This is a genomic window from Nonlabens sp. Asnod3-H03 (genome assembly GCF_045063665.1).
Lineage (GTDB): Bacteria > Bacteroidota > Bacteroidia > Flavobacteriales > Flavobacteriaceae > Nonlabens > Nonlabens ulvanivorans.
Genome location: NZ_JBEFOD010000008.1, coordinates 638,855 through 657,329, shown reverse-complemented (window position 1 = coordinate 657,329; position 18,475 = coordinate 638,855). Strand labels below are relative to the sequence as shown.

Annotated in this window: 17 protein-coding genes; 7 read left to right on the top strand and 10 right to left on the bottom strand. The window is 35.6% G+C overall.

What is annotated here, in order from left to right; genetic code table 11:
• The first annotated feature begins 6 nt into the window (after window positions 1–6).
• Window positions 7–552 (top strand): hypothetical protein, encoded by a 546-nt coding sequence (locus ACJJVI_RS06210; RefSeq protein ID WP_405351028.1) that lies wholly within the window; start codon window positions 7–9, stop codon window positions 550–552.
• A gap of 12 nt (window positions 553–564) precedes the next feature.
• Here the strand turns inward: ACJJVI_RS06210 and ACJJVI_RS06205 are convergent, their stop codons facing one another.
• Window positions 565–1,440 (bottom strand): helix-turn-helix transcriptional regulator, encoded by an 876-nt coding sequence (locus ACJJVI_RS06205; protein ID WP_042245303.1) that lies wholly within the window; start codon window positions 1,438–1,440, stop codon window positions 565–567.
• 189 nt (window positions 1,441–1,629) lie between these two features.
• Here ACJJVI_RS06205 and hemA point away from each other — a divergent pair, with 189 nt between their 5' ends.
• The 3 genes from hemA (at window position 1,630) to ACJJVI_RS06190 (ending at window position 4,469) form a co-directional block, all read left to right on the top strand.
• The gene (gene hemA, locus ACJJVI_RS06200; protein ID WP_036583110.1) at window positions 1,630–2,895 is read left to right on the top strand and encodes a glutamyl-tRNA reductase; all 1,266 of its coding nucleotides are present in this window, start codon (window positions 1,630–1,632) and stop codon (window positions 2,893–2,895) included.
• Window positions 2,885–3,838, top strand: a complete 954-nt coding sequence (hemC, locus tag ACJJVI_RS06195) for a hydroxymethylbilane synthase (RefSeq protein ID WP_042245301.1) — start codon at window positions 2,885–2,887, stop codon at window positions 3,836–3,838. Before hemA ends, hemC begins: the two co-directional genes overlap by 11 nt.
• Window positions 3,839–3,902: 64 nt before the next feature.
• Window positions 3,903–4,469, top strand: a complete 567-nt coding sequence (locus ACJJVI_RS06190; RefSeq protein WP_036583114.1) for a CvpA family protein — start codon at window positions 3,903–3,905, stop codon at window positions 4,467–4,469.
• Window positions 4,470–4,479: 10 nt separating this feature from the next.
• Here ACJJVI_RS06190 and ACJJVI_RS06185 read toward each other — a convergent pair whose 3' ends face one another.
• From ACJJVI_RS06185 to ACJJVI_RS06145, 9 genes are all read right to left on the bottom strand, one after another.
• Window positions 4,480–6,090: a SulP family inorganic anion transporter gene (locus ACJJVI_RS06185; protein ID WP_042269329.1), complete on the bottom strand. Its 1,611-nt coding sequence runs from the start codon at window positions 6,088–6,090 to the stop codon at window positions 4,480–4,482.
• Between the two features lie 117 nt (window positions 6,091–6,207).
• Entirely contained in the window at window positions 6,208–6,966 is a 759-nt protein-coding gene (locus ACJJVI_RS06180; protein ID WP_405351025.1) for a tetratricopeptide repeat protein, read from the bottom strand.
• A gap of 2 nt (window positions 6,967–6,968) precedes the next feature.
• Complete coding sequence (locus ACJJVI_RS06175; protein ID WP_405351023.1) at window positions 6,969–8,738, bottom strand: BatD family protein; 1,770 nt, start codon at window positions 8,736–8,738, stop codon at window positions 6,969–6,971.
• Window position 8,739: 1 nt separating this feature from the next.
• Complete coding sequence (locus ACJJVI_RS06170; RefSeq protein WP_036583131.1) at window positions 8,740–9,579, bottom strand: tetratricopeptide repeat protein; 840 nt, start codon at window positions 9,577–9,579, stop codon at window positions 8,740–8,742.
• Complete coding sequence (locus ACJJVI_RS06165) at window positions 9,572–10,603, bottom strand: VWA domain-containing protein (protein ID WP_405351022.1); 1,032 nt, start codon at window positions 10,601–10,603, stop codon at window positions 9,572–9,574. The genes ACJJVI_RS06170 and ACJJVI_RS06165 overlap by 8 nt, the downstream gene beginning before the upstream one ends.
• Before the next feature lie 18 nt (window positions 10,604–10,621).
• Window positions 10,622–11,635, bottom strand: a complete 1,014-nt coding sequence (locus ACJJVI_RS06160) for a VWA domain-containing protein (protein ID WP_036583136.1) — start codon at window positions 11,633–11,635, stop codon at window positions 10,622–10,624.
• Entirely contained in the window at window positions 11,632–13,224 is a 1,593-nt protein-coding gene (locus tag ACJJVI_RS06155; protein ID WP_202963545.1) for a hypothetical protein, read from the bottom strand. Before ACJJVI_RS06155 ends, ACJJVI_RS06160 begins: the two co-directional genes overlap by 4 nt.
• 38 nt (window positions 13,225–13,262) lie before the next feature.
• Complete coding sequence (locus tag ACJJVI_RS06150) at window positions 13,263–14,126, bottom strand: DUF58 domain-containing protein (protein ID WP_036583140.1); 864 nt, start codon at window positions 14,124–14,126, stop codon at window positions 13,263–13,265.
• Window positions 14,127–14,244: 118 nt separating this feature from the next.
• Window positions 14,245–15,249: a MoxR family ATPase gene (locus ACJJVI_RS06145; RefSeq protein WP_036583142.1), complete on the bottom strand. Its 1,005-nt coding sequence runs from the start codon at window positions 15,247–15,249 to the stop codon at window positions 14,245–14,247.
• Window positions 15,250–15,505: 256 nt separating this feature from the next.
• Here ACJJVI_RS06145 and ACJJVI_RS06140 point away from each other — a divergent pair, with 256 nt between their 5' ends.
• The 3 genes from ACJJVI_RS06140 to ACJJVI_RS06130 all read left to right on the top strand — a co-directional run bounded on the left by ACJJVI_RS06140 (window position 15,506) and on the right by ACJJVI_RS06130 (window position 18,470).
• Window positions 15,506–16,258: an SDR family NAD(P)-dependent oxidoreductase gene (locus ACJJVI_RS06140; protein WP_405351019.1), complete on the top strand. Its 753-nt coding sequence runs from the start codon at window positions 15,506–15,508 to the stop codon at window positions 16,256–16,258.
• A gap of 104 nt (window positions 16,259–16,362) precedes the next feature.
• Window positions 16,363–17,337, top strand: a complete 975-nt coding sequence (hemB, locus tag ACJJVI_RS06135) for a porphobilinogen synthase (protein WP_036583146.1) — start codon at window positions 16,363–16,365, stop codon at window positions 17,335–17,337.
• 32 nt (window positions 17,338–17,369) lie between these two features.
• Entirely contained in the window at window positions 17,370–18,470 is a 1,101-nt protein-coding gene (locus ACJJVI_RS06130; RefSeq protein WP_036583148.1) for a CNNM domain-containing protein, read from the top strand.
• The last annotated feature ends 5 nt before the right edge of the window (window positions 18,471–18,475 follow it).

Below are 18,475 nucleotides of genomic sequence, written 5' to 3'. Positions count from 1 at the left end.
ATCACTTTGAAGAAAATCCTTTTTTTTGCTGCAATGTTCCTAGCTATAGCTGCTCAAGCACAGCATAGTCCATCAGAAGACAATGCAATCGAAACTTGCGAAATGCAGCTTAATGAGAAATTAAATTTTATGCTCGATGGTTCTTTTGCAAATGAGAATGTGCTCTTCAAGGAAATTGCAAAATTAAGACCATGTGGCCTCGATGAATTTGATGTGAATTTTTTTGGTAACATGGACGTTTTTAATACCATGCTAGCTCGTATTTCTAAAGAGAAAAAAGTAGAACAAATGACTTTTAACGATCTCTATACAGAGATTGTAAAATTTAAAAAGGCTGATGTTTATAAGGAGATCAGAGAAGTCACTATTGCGAGTGAAAGATTAGGCGAGACTGTAGGGAATATTGAAAACTGGTCACAAGACCTTGCTCTTTTTGAAAGCCTAGGCGCTTCACAAGATGTGATTAACAAAGTTTATAATTACTTAAGTACTCATTTGGACAATGAGAAAACCTATAAGGAGATATTAGGATTGCTTAAAAAACAATCCTAATATCAATATCATTTAATTACCGGTTAAATATTTCTTAGGCGTCGTACCATATTTCTTTTTAAAGGCACTTATAAAATGGCTTGCTGTACTATAGCCCACTTTAAGACCGACTTCATTTACATTATGCTGACCGCTATCTAGGAGTTGACGTGCATAATCCATTTTATGATCCAGTAAAAATCCATAAACGGTATCTCCATACACTTCTTTAAAACCTTCTTTTAATTTTTTAAGAGACAATCCTATTTCCATCGCTAGTTCATTAAGAGATGGTGGATTGGTCATACGTTCAATAATGATTTCCTTGGCTTTTTTAATCTTACGCATATTGTCCTCATCTACTAGAAATGGGCATGCCTCAACATCTGCATCTTCTGGACTATTGAAGTATAAAGACATCAATTCATAAGACTTACCTTTAAAGTATAATCTCTTAATAGCATCGTTCAAATTATAATTCATTAACTGATGCAATGCCACAGCCATGGACGGCGATATACTGCCATCAACATAATATTTCTTATCCTTATTCTCGGCACTTAAGAAACTCACATGCTGTGCATCAGGAGAGAATAACGAGTGGAATTTTTTTATAGAAACTAATACACATATAAACCAAGAATGACCCTTTAAATCTAGATTAATAGGTAAATCTCGAGAAGGATTATACAGCAGATAACTGTTTTGTTCTGAAAGACTTAACTTATAACTACCTTCATTAAATGCTAGATCTACCTGACCTTTTAAACAAAAATGAAATTGAATATAACTATTATCCACATCGTGGTGAAAATGCGCCACGTCATCTGTTTCATTCTTTAATCTTACTACTTGAAATCCTTCTTCAATTAAGGTCACCTCAGCAGCACCTTTAGCGATATTTTCCATTTTCATTCTTATTTATAATTACTCTAAATAGTAGTGTTTTGCTTTCGCGAAAGCGTTTACAACACCATTTATCAGTACAAAATATACATTTTAACTACAAAAGTAACTCATTGCGTTTAAATTGGAACTCATAGCGTTACTTTAATAACGATTAGTCTTATAATTTTGTTTTTCATTATCAAAGTGTATATGGCGGCAGCTCAGCCCAAACATTTTTCATTTTACAGTATAGGTCTCAGTTATCGCAAAGCCGATGCCGAGACTCGTGGACTTTTTTCACTTTCAGAAGAAGGGATCAACAATTTATTACTAGAAGCAAAAGAAGAAGGCATTCCTTCTCTAGCAGTGATATCTACCTGTAATCGCACAGAGCTTTATGGATTTGCACAGCATCCTTTTCAATTAATACGATTATTATGTGAGCATTCACATGGTACGGTAGAGGAGTTTCAAAAAATAGCCTACATTCAAAAAAACGAAGACGCCTGTAATCATCTCTATACCGTAGGTACTGGATTAGACAGTCAGATATTAGGAGATTTTGAGATTATAGGACAGCTTAAAATGGCGTTCAAACGCTCAAAAAAATTAGGCTTGATTAATGCCTACATGGAACGTTTGATGAATTGTGTCATACAAGCTAGTAAGCGCATTAAAACCGAAACAGAGTTAAGTAGTGGTGCAACATCAGTTAGTTTTGCTAGTGCACAATATATTTTAGAAAACTTTCCTGCTGGTGGACCTGCAAAAAAGATTTTGCTTTTCGGAACTGGTAAAATAGGTCGTAACACCTGTGAAAATCTAGTAAAGCATACAGAAAATAAGCAGATCACACTAATCAATCGTACTAAAGATAAGGCAGAACGTATCGCGGGAAGATTTGACTTAATCGTTAAAGATTATGCGCAACTAGAAGAAGAAATTGCTCAATCAGACATTATTATTGTAGCTACAGGCGCACAAAAGCCTACCGTTTCTAAACAGATCATACACACTAATAAGCCTTTACTAATCATGGACCTATCCATACCTAAAAATGTGGATGATAACGTGACAGAATTAGATAATGTAAAGCTTATTCACTTAGACGAACTTTCTAAAGTGACTCATAAGACACTTGAAAATAGAGAGAATTTTATACCTCAAGCTCAGGCTATTATTAAAGACGTTCATGCAGATTTTAAGCAGTGGATGGTTTCTAGACAGTTTGCACCTACCATGCATGCCCTTAAAACTAAACTCTCTACTCTTAAAGATGCTGAAATTAAAAATAGCCGTACAAAATTCAGTGATTTTAATCACGAACAGGCAGACGTACTAGCTGATCGTATTATTCAAAAAATCGCTGGCCATTTTGCAAATCATTTACGCAATGAAGATGAAAGCACTGAAGAGGCGATAAGTTTACTCAATAAAGTCTTTAAACTAGAAGAATTAAGCAGTTATGAGTCTTAAAATAAGAATAGGTACAAGAGATTCACAACTAGCGATGTGGCAAGCCACAACTGTTCAGTCTCAATTAGAAGCTTTAGGTTTTCAAACAGAATTATTACCTGTAAAATCACAAGGTGATCTTAATCTTGATGAGCCACTTTATGAAATGGGCATCACAGGTATCTTTACTAAAACTCTCGATGTCGCACTAGTTAAAGGTGATATTGATATTGCGGTGCATAGTCTTAAAGACGTTCCTACTCAACTACCTAAAGGTATGGTGCAAGCAGCTGTGCTTGAGCGCGCTTCTCAGAAAGATATTTTAGTATATAAGTCTAACTTTAATCCAGATGAAGCCATGACTATCGCAACTGGTAGTTTACGTCGCAAGGCCCAATGGCTTAATATGTACTCACAACATCAGGTTGTTGATCTAAGAGGCAATGTTAACACACGTCTTTCTAAATTACATAGTAATAAAGACTGGAATGCTGCAATATTTGCAAAAGCAGGATTAGACCGTATCGGGTTATTATCGCAATTAAAAGGTAATTATGGGTTTGAATATTCAGACTTAGATAGTTTTGTGCCAGCACCAGCTCAAGGCGCGATGATGATTGCCGCAATGGGACATAATACCGCTGTATTGGAAGCGGCCTCACAACTTAATCACGCTCAAACACAACGATGTGTTGACATAGAACGACGTTTTCTAAGAGAATTAGAAGGCGGTTGTACCGCTCCAATAGGTGCGATTGCTCAAGTGCGTGATAATAAAATTGATTTTACCGGCTGTCTATTAAGTATAGATGGTACGGAACGTATCGATGTAAAAGATCAGATTAACTTGACAGAAACAGATGTTGATTTAGGTCTCGCTTTCGCGAAAGCGCAATCAGAAAAAGTATTTGCAAACGGCGGAAAAGCTTTAATGCAATCCATTAAGTCGGTACTTAATTCCTAGAGTTTTACACTCCTTTTTTATTCAAGACCGTTAAGTTCTTTACCAACTCATTATATTTACGGCTATGAATTGGTTAGATATCGTTATTTGTATTGTTTTATTGATAGGCCTTTGGAAGGGCTATCTCAACGGTTTTTTTGTAGAGCTTACATCTTTACTCGCTTTAATTGCGGCAATTTACGGCTCTATTTATTTCTCAAATTATGCAGGAGACTGGTTGCGCAAACAATTTGAATGGGAAGAAACATATATTACGATAGCTAGCTTTATCATCACTTTTGTCGTTATCATATTTGTAATAAGCTACGTAGGTAAGCTGATTACTAAGTTAATGAAAACTGCAAAATTGGGCTTTTTGAATAAACTAGCTGGTGGTGCTTTTGGGCTTATAAAAATGGCTTTTCTTGCAAGCGTTATATTAATGTTTATAAAAACTGCCTCTGGTGAATTTAATCTTTTAGGAGATCAAACTACCGAAGACAGCTTAGTTTATGAACACATAGAGCCACTAGCACCTTTTTTGCTTCCTAAAATTCTTGCAGAAGCTGATCGCGTAGATCGTAGGATAAGAGGTGATAGAGATGAGAATGAGACACCAATAGATTCTACAAACACATCTGGCAACTTCTAAAACAGAACACTTAAAGATCTGATAAAGGAAGCTTTTTTGCTTTATAATCCAGTTTAAAGAATTCTACAAAACTTTCAGGATTAGTAACATTACCACGTTGAGAGATTAGATCAATGGTGATATTTCTATCCTTAGCTTTATGAGAGAAATCCTCTAGAATCTCTATGATATCATTATCTAAATAAACTGTCTTAGTCACGTCTAGTTCAAGTACAGAGTTTTCAGGAATCTTGTCTAGTTCTTTAAGGATGGTTGCTTTATTGAAAAAGGTAACCTCTTCAGCTAGCGTCATTTTTATTTTTCCATCATTTACATCTTCACCTTCTTTGTGCAAGAAATGTGAATTTTGAAAACTTTTAATTAAGGTAATAAAAATCCCTACTACGAGTCCGATCCCTATTCCCCATAACAAGTCTTTAAATATAATCCCTAAAATAGTTACTATAAAAGGTACCCATTGCTTCCAGCCCAGGCTAAACATTTGTTTAAATGTAGAAGGCTTTGCTAGTTTAAAACCAACAATAAAAAGAATAGCCGCAAGAACAGATAGTGGAATTTTATTGAGTAACGTAGGAATTAAGATAACTGCTATCAATAAGAAAAAACCGTGAATTATAGCAGATAGTTTTGTTTTACCACCTGATTGAATATTAGCAGAACTACGGACAATAACCTGAGTGATAGGTAATCCACCTATCAGACCCGATAGGATGTTACCTGTACCTTGTGCAAATAACTCTCTGTTAGTCGGAGTTACATTCTTTTCAGGATCTAACTTATCGGTAGCTTCTACACATAACAGAGTCTCTAATGATGCTACTAAGGCAATAGTAAATCCTGTTATCCAAACTTCTGTTTTGCCAATAGAAGAAAAATTAGGAAAACTGAATTGTCCTAAGAAGCTATCAAAATCTTTAGGTACTGGAACTTTTACTAAGTGATCTTGAGTAATTGCAAGTGAAGAATCTTTAGTGAATAAATAGAATACTATTCCTATCACAACGGCAACTAATGGACCTTGAATTAAAGTAAATAATTTACCTTTCTTAGATAATATATTGGACCACAGTAGTAAAATAGCCATAGCAATAATAGCTACAACCGTCGCTCCGACACTAATGTTACCACTTATTAATGCATTAAAAGCCTTAAGAAGCTCTGTTAAAGTATTTTCTCCATCCAGCTGTAAGAAAGCAAAATCACCTTCTGGATCTTCATCCATTCCAAAAAAATGAGGGATTTGCTTTAAAATAATAATGATTCCAATACCGGTCAACATACCTTTAATAACAGAAGACGGAAAAAAGTAACCAATGATACCTAATTTACCAATACCGAATAGTATTTGAATAACTCCTCCTATTACTACAGCTACTAAGAAGTTTTCATAACCCATGGTAGTAATGGCTGTCATTACTATAGCTGCTAGCCCAGCTGCCGGACCGCTTACACCTATTTGAGAACCACTAAGAGAACCTACAACGATACCTCCTATAATTCCAGCAATCATTCCTGCAAATGGTGGTGCACCACTAGCTAATGCAATACCTAGACATAAAGGTAGAGCCACAAAAAATACTACGACACTTGCCGGTATATCCTTAGATAAATATTTAAACATTATTCTTTATTATTAATTAATAGTAACACTATCAACTAATGTATAAAGAAAAAACGACAAAAGAGTTAACCTGTAAACAAAAGAAACAGTTCACTGTACTGAATAAGTAAATATGAATTAGAGCTTTTTAATTGTTTCTAAAGTTACCCATGCTTTACTACCGTTTTCTAAAGAGATTCTTGCCCAATCATTGAACTCTTCTAGCACCTCAACTTTTGTTCCTTCATGAATGACAAAACTTGCTGAGCTAGACTGCTTAGGTTCTTCTCTTGCAGTAAACTCTACAGCATATACGATAGCATACTGCTGATTATCCAAGTTATTTTGAGCATAAAAACCTATTATTATTGTAGTAATTACCCCAATAGCAAATAATAACATTAATAGAAAAAACAGCCTTTTCTTACCAGCTGTTTGAGAATAATGATATAGTACAAATAGAAGTATAGAAATGATTAATAGAATAATGCTTAAATATGCCCATTCATCAATGGTTAAGGAACTCGCAACTGAACTTGCTTTAGACTCAAATTCGTTTTCTGGTAAGCTCTCTACTGCATCAATACGCATTTGCTTTGCAAATTGTAAATTATTTAAAACATCTTCATTACTAGGATCTAACATTAATGCCTTTTCATAATTATAAATAGCAGGTCCTACCTGATTAAGTTTATAATAGGAATTACCGAGATTATAATAAACGTCAACACTGTGAACATCAGTTTTAAGTATCTCCTCATAATTTGAGATAGCCATTTGATAATTCTCAGCCGTGTAGGCTTGATTAGCTTTAGCAAAATGATCATCTACTTCACTACCTTGACCACTTACTATAAGTGTCATCAACAAAATCAAAAAGCTTGTCATCCACTTCATAATTAGCGTTTTAATTGTTTATCGATTTCATTAATGACTTTACTAGCTTTTTCAAAGTCTTGTTGCATACCACTATCTGAGGAAGGTGTGTATCTAGCAAATTCACAACTGGCTAGCAATTCTACAAATTCCTTATTAGTTTCTACCGTTGCACCACGCTGTAATAATAACTCACTAACTCTATCCTTAGACATTTCGGCAGTTTGAATATTGAGCTTTGATTTTAAATAATTGTGTAATGACTTTTCTAATGAGATATAAAACTGATCATGATTTCCTAAGTTTTTCTTTGCAGCACTTAAATATTTTTTACTTAGTCTATTTGCAGTTTTCAATCGATTTCCAATAACATCGCTAGCAATAGTTTCTTGTTTGCGTCTTACTAATAAGGCGAGAGGAATTAATAATAATGAACCACTTATAACAACCCAATAAGGTGTTGAATTAAAGAAATAGGTTGATTCTTTATCTATAAAATCAGTAGATGTTTTGATAAAAGCAAATTGCGCATCGTTGCTTATAAAATTTTTATTAGCGCCGGTAGAATTATTAACTGCAGTATTAGAGCCAGATGCTGGCGCAGGACCGTTAACTTCAATAAGAGTCTCTCCACTATTAAGAGTTATAAAAGTTTCTTTTTTGGGGTCAAAATAAGAGAACTCAACCGGTGGCAATATGTACTTCCCACCATATTGCGGCACTATTACATAGGTATCGCTTATAGTTCCTTTCATTCCAGAAATACTAGTTTTAACATCATTGCCACGCTCTGGCTCATAAGCTTCAAGACTTTGAGGAACTTTAAGTTTAGGCAATTCCATTAATTTTAAATTTCCAGTTCCGCCCACTTTAACAACAGCGTTTAAACTTTCTCCTGCATCTAACTGCGCTTTATCAAGTTCCACCTTAAATTTAAAATCACCTACAGCTCCCGTATAACTTGCTGGACGTCCGGCTGTCGGAATGGACTTAACGTTTATTTTTCTACTTCCTGCACTTACTGTTTTTGAAACCGTTTTAAAAACTGTTCTACCAAAAAAGTCTCGCCTATTAGTCGGTACTTCTACATTAATATCTAAGGTTAGAGGCTCAATAACTAATTCGCCAGTTTTCTGTGGATAAAGAACCACTTCTCTTAATTGTAAATAACGATACGGTTGACCTAGATAATTACCGTTTTTAACTTGAGCATTACGATTATCAATATTCAAAGACCAAAAATCTGGATACTTTGGGCTATCAATTTCATTCCATCCACTTACTCCAGTGTTATTTGCCACATACAGTTTGTAAACCACTTTAATAGGTTCATTAAGATATGGATTTGCTTTTGAAACCTCAGCGACTAGGTGAATATCAGTATCTGCTGTAATCTCTTGACTATTTGCATCTTTAGGATCATCAACAGCACCGTTGATAGCGATTTGAAAAGGGACTGTTTTATACTCAGCTCCTTCAAACTCCATAACAGCCTGTTTGATAGTAACCTTTCCTGTCTTATTAGGCTTTAAAATGTAACTATAAGATTTACTCATGCTACTTTTACCATTTACCCATTGTTGAGAAAATGATTGAATAGGACCACTAACTACTTGAAAACCTTCAAAATTAGGTGGCGTAAAATTATCTCCTGCTACATTCATCTTAAACTCTACACGCACGCGTTCATTTATAGCAATTTTATCACGTGTAGGTGTTGCTGTAAATTCTACTTGAGCCATACTGGTCCAGCCAGTTATGATTAACAAACAGAAAATGATTAAATGTCTCATATTACCAGTCTTTCTCTGTTTTAACGCTTTTGCCTTGAGCCTTTTTTGCGTTTACTTTTTCTTGAATCTTTTGTTCTTCATTAGACATCGCCTCTAACAATTGTCTTGCTTGCTGCGGCGTTAATTTACCTTCAACACGCTGTGGTTGCTGTCCTTGATTTTGTTCCTTAGGTTTACCATCACCATTCTCTCCTTCACTATTCTCTCCTTTATCACTTTCTTTTTGATCGCCTTTATCGCCTTCTTGATCTTTACCGTCTTTCTCGTTCTGATCACCTTCATTATCACCATCACTATTCTCATCCTTATCACCTTCTTTGTTATCTTGATCCTTATCTTGATCTTGATCATCATTGCCTCCACCGCCACCGCCGCCATTTTTCTCTTTCTCTTGTTTTGCAAGGGCAAGGTTATAGCGAGTTTCATCGTCTGTAGGGTCATTGCGCAAGGCGTTTTTATAAGCCTCTACAGCTTCATCATATTGCTTATTTTCTAAAAAAGAGTTCCCTAGATTATGATAAATCTTGTGCTTTTCTTCTTTACTTGTAGATGCCTCGGCAGCCTTTTTATAATTCTCTACAGAGTTGAATTTTTTATCGTTGTTATAATATAGCGTACCTAAGTTATAACTAGCTTCTGCTGCGCCAGGTTTAAGTGCAGTGGCCTTGCGATAAGATGCTTCTGCTTGATTAAAATCGCCTTCAGCTGTATATTCTTGAGCTTCTGCAACAGCTGTATCATATGCCTTGTCTAATTCTTTGTTTTGTTGCGCTTTCGCGAAAGCGAGACCTAACAAGCTCAATGCAACCACACAGATAATATGTTTATGACTATTACTCATTGAAAAGGTTTAATTTTTTAAGCCACGCCGTTTTTTTCTCTAAATAAAAGATATCTAAAAATAAAAAGAACAATCCAAAGCCCAGGAACCATTGAAATTGAGATTCAAAATCTGCGTACTGCTGTGATTCAAATTCAACTTTATCAATACCTGAGAGTTCTTCTTTTAATTTTTCAATTACGCTAGCGGTTACTGTACCATCGATATAAACCCCATTACCTACACTTGCTATTTCTTCTAGCGTTTCAGAATTAAGTCTGGTTATAACGGTGTTACCATCTCTATCTTTTTTAAATTCACGTACAATACCATTGCGTTTAATAGGAATGGTTCCACCTTTTTCAGTACCTACTCCTATGGTAATGATACGTATTCCATTTTCTGCAGCTGCCTCAGCATAATCTAGAGCTTCTCCTTCATGATCCTCACCATCAGATATGATGACGAGCACTTTTGAAGCTTCAGTATCTTCACTATAATAACTTTCTGCTAGTTGTATCGCCTCTGCAATGGCTGTACCTTGACTAGAAACTAGATCTGTATTCATAGATTGCAAAAACATTTTTGCGCTACTATAGTCTGTGGTAATAGGCAATTGTGGCACGGCAGATCCTGCATAAGCGATTAATCCTATACGATCACTAGCTAGGTTATTAATGATTTGAGTTACTAGTTGTTGTGATTTTTCTAGACGACTAGGCGCAATATCCTCAGCAAGCATCGATTTGGAAATATCTACTGCAAACACGATGTCAACGCCTTCTCTTTTAACGGTTTCTATTTTTGTTCCAGCCTTGAGATTGACTAATGCGGTTACCAAAAACAAAATTCCTACACTAATAGTGACTAGTTTTAAGATAGGCTTGAACCAAGAACGATCTGGAATTAAATGAGAAAGCATATGTTTTTCTGCATACTTGCGCTGTGCTCTATAACGCCAGTATGATAAAAATATAAATAGCAATACTAGCACCGGAATGATGCATAGTAGCCAAAAGTATATTTTCTCTTCTAATAGATACATAATATTGTTTTCTGAAGTTTAAGCAACCGTTCTAAAAATAGTGTAGCGCAATAGCATTTCTAGCCCTAAAAATCCTAATGCGATGAGCACAAGGATTCTATATTTTTCTTCAGTATTTATAAATTTAAACTCTTCTATTTCTGTCTTTTCTAGCTTGTCTATTTCTCCATAGATTTCCTCAAGCTTCTTATTGTTAGTCGCTCTAAAATATTTACCACCGGTATCTGCAGCGATTTGCTTCATTAAATCTTCATCAATTTCTACTGGCATCATCGCCATGCGAAATTTATTTTTGCCTATTTGAGCAACTGGTGATGGCGCATTACCGTTAGTACCAATTCCTATCGTGTACACCTTAATATCGTACTCTAGTGCTAGTTCACTTGCAATTTTAGGGTCTATAAATCCACTATTATTAACTCCATCAGTCATTAAAATAATAACCTTACTTAATGCTTCACTGTCTTTTAATCTATTGACTGCCGTGGCTAGTCCCATACCAATTGCAGTTCCGTTTTCTAACACACCGTCAAATGCTATTTCATTAATGGCTCTTAATGAGATCATTTCATCTGTAGTAATGGGTGTTTTAGTATAACTTTCTCCTGCATATACTACTACTCCTATTCGATCATTAGGCCTACCTTTAATAAAGTCTGCTGCAACCTTTTTAGTAGCTTCTAGTCGATTAGGTTTTAAATCTTCGGCTAGCATACTTGCACTAACATCTACCGCCAGCACAATATCTATACCTTCAGTTTTTTTAGTCTTTGTAGTAACATCGGTAGTTTGTGGTCTTGCTAAAGCGGTAATAATTAATGCGAGTACAATCAATCTCAATATAAAAAGTAAAGGACGCAAATTTGCTAACCAAGAAGTCTCTACTTTAAAACCCTTCAAACTAGAGATTTGAACTTGAGCTTGCTGTCTACGATGTGTCCAGAGATACCATGCAATTGCAACTGGTATAGCCAGCAATAACCAGAACATTTGCGGATCTAGAAACTCGATACTATTAAACCAGTTTATCATTTACCTGATTGTTTTTTAGAATTTTCAATTTTTGCAATCTCAATAGAACTTAGGATACGTTCTTTAATCAAACGACCATACTCTCTAGATTTATCCTCTTCCTCATCTTCTAAGTGAGTTACAAAAATTTGTTGCATTCCACTATTTTCATTAAAAATCCATAAGTCATACTCATATATCGAGCCTTCAAAATCAAAGGTTCCTGAAAACTCCAGTCCTTTCATTCCTTTATGCTCTAACTCGTTATCTAGCATAACAATATTAGTCGCTCCATCTTGTTCCAGACCACTAGTAACAGGACCGATTAAGTTTTGCGCATTAAGTTCATTAAGCTGTGCACCTTCTTTAAATAAATATGTAGATACTGTAATGGTCAGATCATCGCCATCTTCACCTAATTGAAAGTTATCAAATGCACCTACATATTGAGAAAGCTCTTCGGGAAGTTTATCCTCATCTGTACGCACTAATATATCTGGAGTGGTAATAGCTACTTCTGGAACACCATAACCCGATCGCAACCAGTCCTGCTCATAATACTCGCGTAACTCGTTTCCTAGTATCTTATCCTTAACATTATTTGCTCCTTCAATATAAATCCAACTACCTAACGCAATTATTATCGTAATTAAAGCTAATCCTGCACCTAGCGCAATTTTTTTAGCTTGCGCTTTCAATTCTTGCTTTCTTCTATATTTTGCATCCATCATCAACTCCTCTTCAGTAGGTGGTGGTAGTACCTGATGAATGTTATAGATAATATCGGTTGTGTGCAATCGATCTTCTTTTGCAGTAATGGCATCTGGTGCGACACCAGCAAATTTTACAAGATCTGCTCTTTCTAATATTTCTTTAAGTCGAGTCTCTGTCGTTGATGTAATGTTCATACCACGATCAACCATAACTGTTTTAAGTTCACCTAATAATTGTCCCGTTGTGCTCTCTAAAGCATGTCCATATACCTTAGAGTCAATATATTTTCTAATAATATAAGTCAACTCTGTATAGAATTCTTTAGAGCGTTTTTGCTCTAACAACTGCTGTTCATCTAGTTTTGATAAACGATATCTAGTCCATTCATAAGGCTGTAATGTTTCCTCATAGGTTTTCTTTTCACGCTTTCGCGTAAGCAGATATATAAGTCCACCTAGTGGTAAAAGCAATAGCAGCCACCATAACCAGCTCCAGTCAGTAGGTCTTGTGTCTGGTATATCGATAGCTGGCTTTATGTCAAACATTTTTTGTTTTGCAGTATCCACTTGTACCTCGCGAACTTTTACAAGTATGGAATCCGAAAATATTTTAGCCTCGTTTTTAAGAATGCTTAATTGTGGAACATAATAATCACCAGAATCCCATTGAGTAATCCCATATTGTTTAAATAATCTCAATCGATCATTTTCACGTATTGTGTCTACTGGATAAGACTCTATAACTTCTAACTGACCAAATTTTGCCTGTTCTGGAAAAACAATTAAATCTGTACTTGTAGCATCTACGGTAATACCTAGTTTCACCTCTTCACCCATCAGGATTTCATTACGATCAACAGTAGTTTGTACTGGCTGTTGAGCTAATAGTTGGGTCATGCTTAAAAACCCGAAAAAGAAAATTTGAATCAATTGCTTCATCGTGTTTTAAAATATCCTAATAATTTCTTTGTATAACTTTCTTTCGTTTCTAGATCAATAGCTCCACTATCTGACTTAGTAAACGCATTTTTAAAATAGTTTGCGCACTCTAGGTGATGCGCCGCATATTTATTACGTATCGATTTTGAACTGGTATTTACCATTTGACTTTTACCAGACTCTTGATCTTTAAATTGAACTAGTCCTATATTAGGCATTTCGGCTTCTCTCTGATCATATACACGCACACCAGTGACATCATGCTTGCGTCCTATAATCTTTAAAGTTCTATCATAATCTGTTGCCATAAAATCTGACATTACAAATACAATAGCTTTTTTCTTTAAAACGCCTGCCATAAACTCTAGTGCACCACCTATGTTAGTTGTCTTATGTTGAGGCTCAAATTCAAGTAATTCTCTAATAATTCTCAGAATGTATGACTTCCCTTTTTTAGGCGGTAAAAACAATTCAACTTGGTCAGAAAACAATAGCAACCCGACTTTATCATTATTTTGTAATGCACTAAACGCTAATGTTGCACAAAGTTCAGTGATAATTTCTTTCTTGATTTGCTCTTGTGTACCAAAAAGTGTTGATCCACTCACATCGGCAACCAACATGAGTGTAAGTTCACGTTCCTCTTCAAAAACTTTAATAAATGGCTCACTGTATTTTGCCGTTACATTCCAGTCTATATTTCTTACGTCGTCACCATATTGATACTTGCGCACCTCACTAAAAGTCATTCCACGACCTTTGAACGCACTATGGTACTCGCCACCAAAAACAGCATCACTTAGACGACGTGTTTTGATTTCGATTTTACGGACTTTTTTAAGAAGTTCTTTAGTATCCACTATTAAAATGGGTGGTGATTATTGATTAATGATAATATGTTTATAATCTGACCAAGACTATACGCTAACTCACCACTAATTTAAATGGCGATTACTGTTTATAATTAAAATTATATATCTATGGTACTTCTATCGTATTCACGATTTTATTGACAATATCTTCAGTAGTAAAGTTTTCTGCCTCGGCTTCATAGGTGATCCCAATACGATGACGTAATACATCTAATACTACAGCACGCACATCTTCTGGCACGACATATCCACGACGTTTGATAAAGGCATAACATTTTGCAGCTTTAGCAAGGTTAATGGATCCACGAGGTGAAGCCCCAAAACTGATAAGTGGTTTTAAATCATGTAAACCGTAGTTTTCTGGATAACGCGTTGCAAATATGATATCTAGAATATATTTCTCAATTTTCTCATCCATGTAGACAATTTCAACGGCTTCTTGAGCACGCAAAATTTGATCTATGCTAACAACAGCATTAGGCTCAGGAAAATCTTTTTTAAGATTAGCACGCATAATGAACTGCTCATCTGCAATGGTAGGATAGTCAATTACCGTTTTTAACATAAAACGATCCATTTGCGCCTCTGGCAATGGATAAGTACCTTCTTGATCTACTGGATTTTGTGTTGCCATTACTAAAAATGGTCGTTGCAATGGAAAAGTAGTATCACCTATCGTAACTTGCTTTTCTTGCATAGCCTCTAGTAGTGCACTTTGCACTTTTGCTGGCGCACGGTTAATCTCATCTGCAAGAACAAAATTTGCAAAAACGGGTCCTTTTTTAATATTGAACTCGCCATCCTTCATGTTATAGATTAAAGTCCCCACTACATCTGCAGGAAGTAAATCTGGAGTAAACTGAATTCTTGAGAACGAACCACTAACTGCCTTAGATAATGTAGTAATGGCTAGTGTTTTTGCTAGACCAGGCACTCCTTCTAATAAAATATGTCCACGACCTAATAAACCTATAAGCAATCGTTCTACCATGTATTGCTGGCCTACAATCACCTTATTCATTTCATTAACCAATAAGTCTACAAATTGACTTTCTTGGGCTATTTTTTCATTGATACTTGCTATATCGATAGCGGTATTTTGTTGATCCATAAGTGATGTACTATTACATTCAATCTAACTCGCAAATTGTAGTTTTCTTATCATGTATGCTGTTAATCGTGCGTTAAAAATGCATAAAAAATCGTAAAAATTTAAGAATAATATCAAATTCAAACAGATACCGAGCAAATTGTAGGATAAATAAGAGAAAAGTAGGACTAATTAAGTAATAAGAGTGTGTGAATTACGCTTTCGCGGAAGCGTACTCAAACCTAACTATTGCTTATTTTTGTACAAAGTACTCGCAATGAAAACAGTATTAATTACAGGTGCCACCAGCGGTATAGGACTCGCAACAGCTATAACACTAGCCGAAAATGGATTTGCCATCGTATTATGTGGTAGAAACACGGAAAAACTAGCAGAACTTAAAGAAGAATTAAGTGCGGTTGTACCGGTAGAAACATTAGCATTTGATGTGCGTGATAAAGATATGGTTGCTTCTCAAATAGCAAGCTTAAAAGCACCTTTTAATGAAATAGATATCTTAATCAACAACGCAGGAAATGCCCATGGTCTAGATCCTATTGATAAAGGTAGTATCGATGATTGGGATGCGATGATGGATATTAATGTTAAAGGACTGCTTTACGTTAGTAATGCAATTATTCCTCAAATGCGAGACAGAAAACGTGGGCAAATCATCAACATAGGTTCGACTGCAGGAAAAGAAGTATACCCTAACGGTAATGTTTATTGTGGCTCTAAACATGCTGTAGACGCCATTACTACTGGTATGCGATTAGATTTAAACCCTTATAACATACGTGTCGGCGCTGTAAACCCAGGATTGGTTGAAACTAACTTTAGTGAGGTGCGGTTTAAAGGAGATTCTGAAAGAGCCAATAAAGTATATCAAGGATACCTAGCGTTACAAGCCCAAGATATTGCTGATGTTATTTTATTTGCCGTAACCAGACCTGCGCATGTAAATATTGCAGACTTAACAGTTATGTGTACTGCACAAGCCAGTAGTACTGTGTTGAAGAAAGAGTTATAGACAAGATTGGTCTCAAATTAATACATTAAACATTACAAACAATAGTTTTAATATAGTTCAACTTTAAAACTTAGATTTTCAAATAAACGATTTACACTTTTTATATGTACCCATTAAGACGTAATAGAAGATTAAGAACAAACAACGCTATCAGATCAATGGTTCAAGAGACCATAATATCACCTAATGATTTTATCGTTCCTCTGTTTATAGTAGAAGGAACTGGTATAAAGGAAGAAATCGCCTCTATGCCAGATTACTATCGTTATAGTCTAGATTTACTTAAAGAAGAAGTAAAAACGCTATGGTCTATGGGATTGAAAAGTGTGTTGCTTTTTGTAAAAGTTCCCGACAATCTAAAAGACAATAAAGGAACTGAAGCTATTAATGCAAATGGTTTAATGCAACGTGCTATTAAAACTGTCAAAGATGTAGCGCCAGATATGTATGTTATGACAGATGTTGCATTGGATCCTTTTTCAAGTTATGGCCATGATGGTATAGTAGAAAACGGTGAGATTCTAAATGATGAAACTGCTGAAGTGCTGGCTCAAATGAGCGTCTCACATGCACAGGCTGGAGCAGATATGGTAGCGCCTAGCGACATGATGGATGGACGTATTCTTTATATACGTGAAGCTCTAGAAGAAGAAGGTTTTAAAAATACAGGAATCATGAGTTATAGCGCAAAGTATGCTAGCGCTTTTTATGGACCTTTTAGAGATGCACTGGATAGCGCGCCTGGTTTTGGAGATAAAAAAACCTATCAGATGGATCCTGCAAACCGTAGTGAAGCCATAAGAGAAACACTCATGGATATCGATGAAGGAGCAGACATAGTTATGGTAAAACCAGGATTGTGTTATCTAGATATCGTGCGTGATTTAAAAAACGAAGTTGAAGTTCCTATTAGTGTTTATCAAGTGAGTGGTGAGTATGCGATGCTTAAAGCTGCAGCAGAAAAAGGCTGGTTGAACCACGACGCCGTGATGATGGAACAAGTCACTGCCATTAAAAGAGCTGGAGCTGATCTTATAGCGAGTTATTTTGCTAAAGATGTAGTTAAATTACTAGGTTAAAAATTGTTGATTAACTTTACAAAAAACTATTCATGGGATTACTCCTTATTTACGCAACAGTTTCGATTTTCTTTTCCTTCCTCTGCTCTATTCTAGAAGCGGTATTATTGAGTATCACTGGTACTTTTATGAAAGTAAAAGGTCAAGAAGGTGCTTCCTATATTCCAGCATTAAAAGAACTTAAAAAAGATGTGGACAAACCACTTATTGCCATTCTGACTTTAAATACGCTTGCTCATACGGTAGGAGCAATTCTAGTAGGTGTTCAAGCAGAAAATATGGTAAGTGGTAGTGGATATGACAGTAGTTATTTTGGGATACCATTTGTTGGGATTGTATCGGGTATCATGACCGTTTTAATTCTTGTAGTGTCTGAAATCATTCCTAAGACGATTGGGGCGACTTACTGGCAAAGCCTTGCTGGTTTTACGACTACAGCGTTAAATATCATGATTTTTCCATTAAAATGGTTAGGAATTTTATGGGTATTACAATTAACCACTAAAGCCATTGGTAAAAGCGCTCACATGAACACCATGACTCGTGAAGATTTTATTGCCATTACAGATACAGCAGAGAAAGAAGGCGTTTTTGACCCATCAGAAGGTCAGTATATCAAAAGCCTTATGAACTTTAATCAGATTGAAGTTAAAGACGTGATGACGCCACGATCAGTCATGTTTATGGCGCCGCAGTCTATGAAGATTAAAGATTTCTTTAAAGAAAATCAGGAATTGCGATTCTCTCGTATTCCCGTTTTTGGGACTAATAGAGATGACATTAAAGGATACGTACTTAAAGATCATATTCTAGAAGATATTATACACGATAAACCAGCAGAAACACTTGAAGATTTACGTCGCGAAATTTCTATGGTACCTGCAAATATGCCTATCCCACAATTATTTGAAAAAATGATTGCTACTAAAGAACATATGGCACTAGCCGTAGATGATTATGGTAGCGTGCAAGGTGTCGTTACTATGGAAGATGTCATAGAAACCATGCTAGGATTAGAAATTATGGATGAAAGTGATAATGTTGAAGACATGCAGCAATTAGCACGTAAAAATTGGGAAAAAAGATCTAAATCTCTTGGTTTAGAAAATCCAGAACAAGATTCAAATTTATAGGTCTC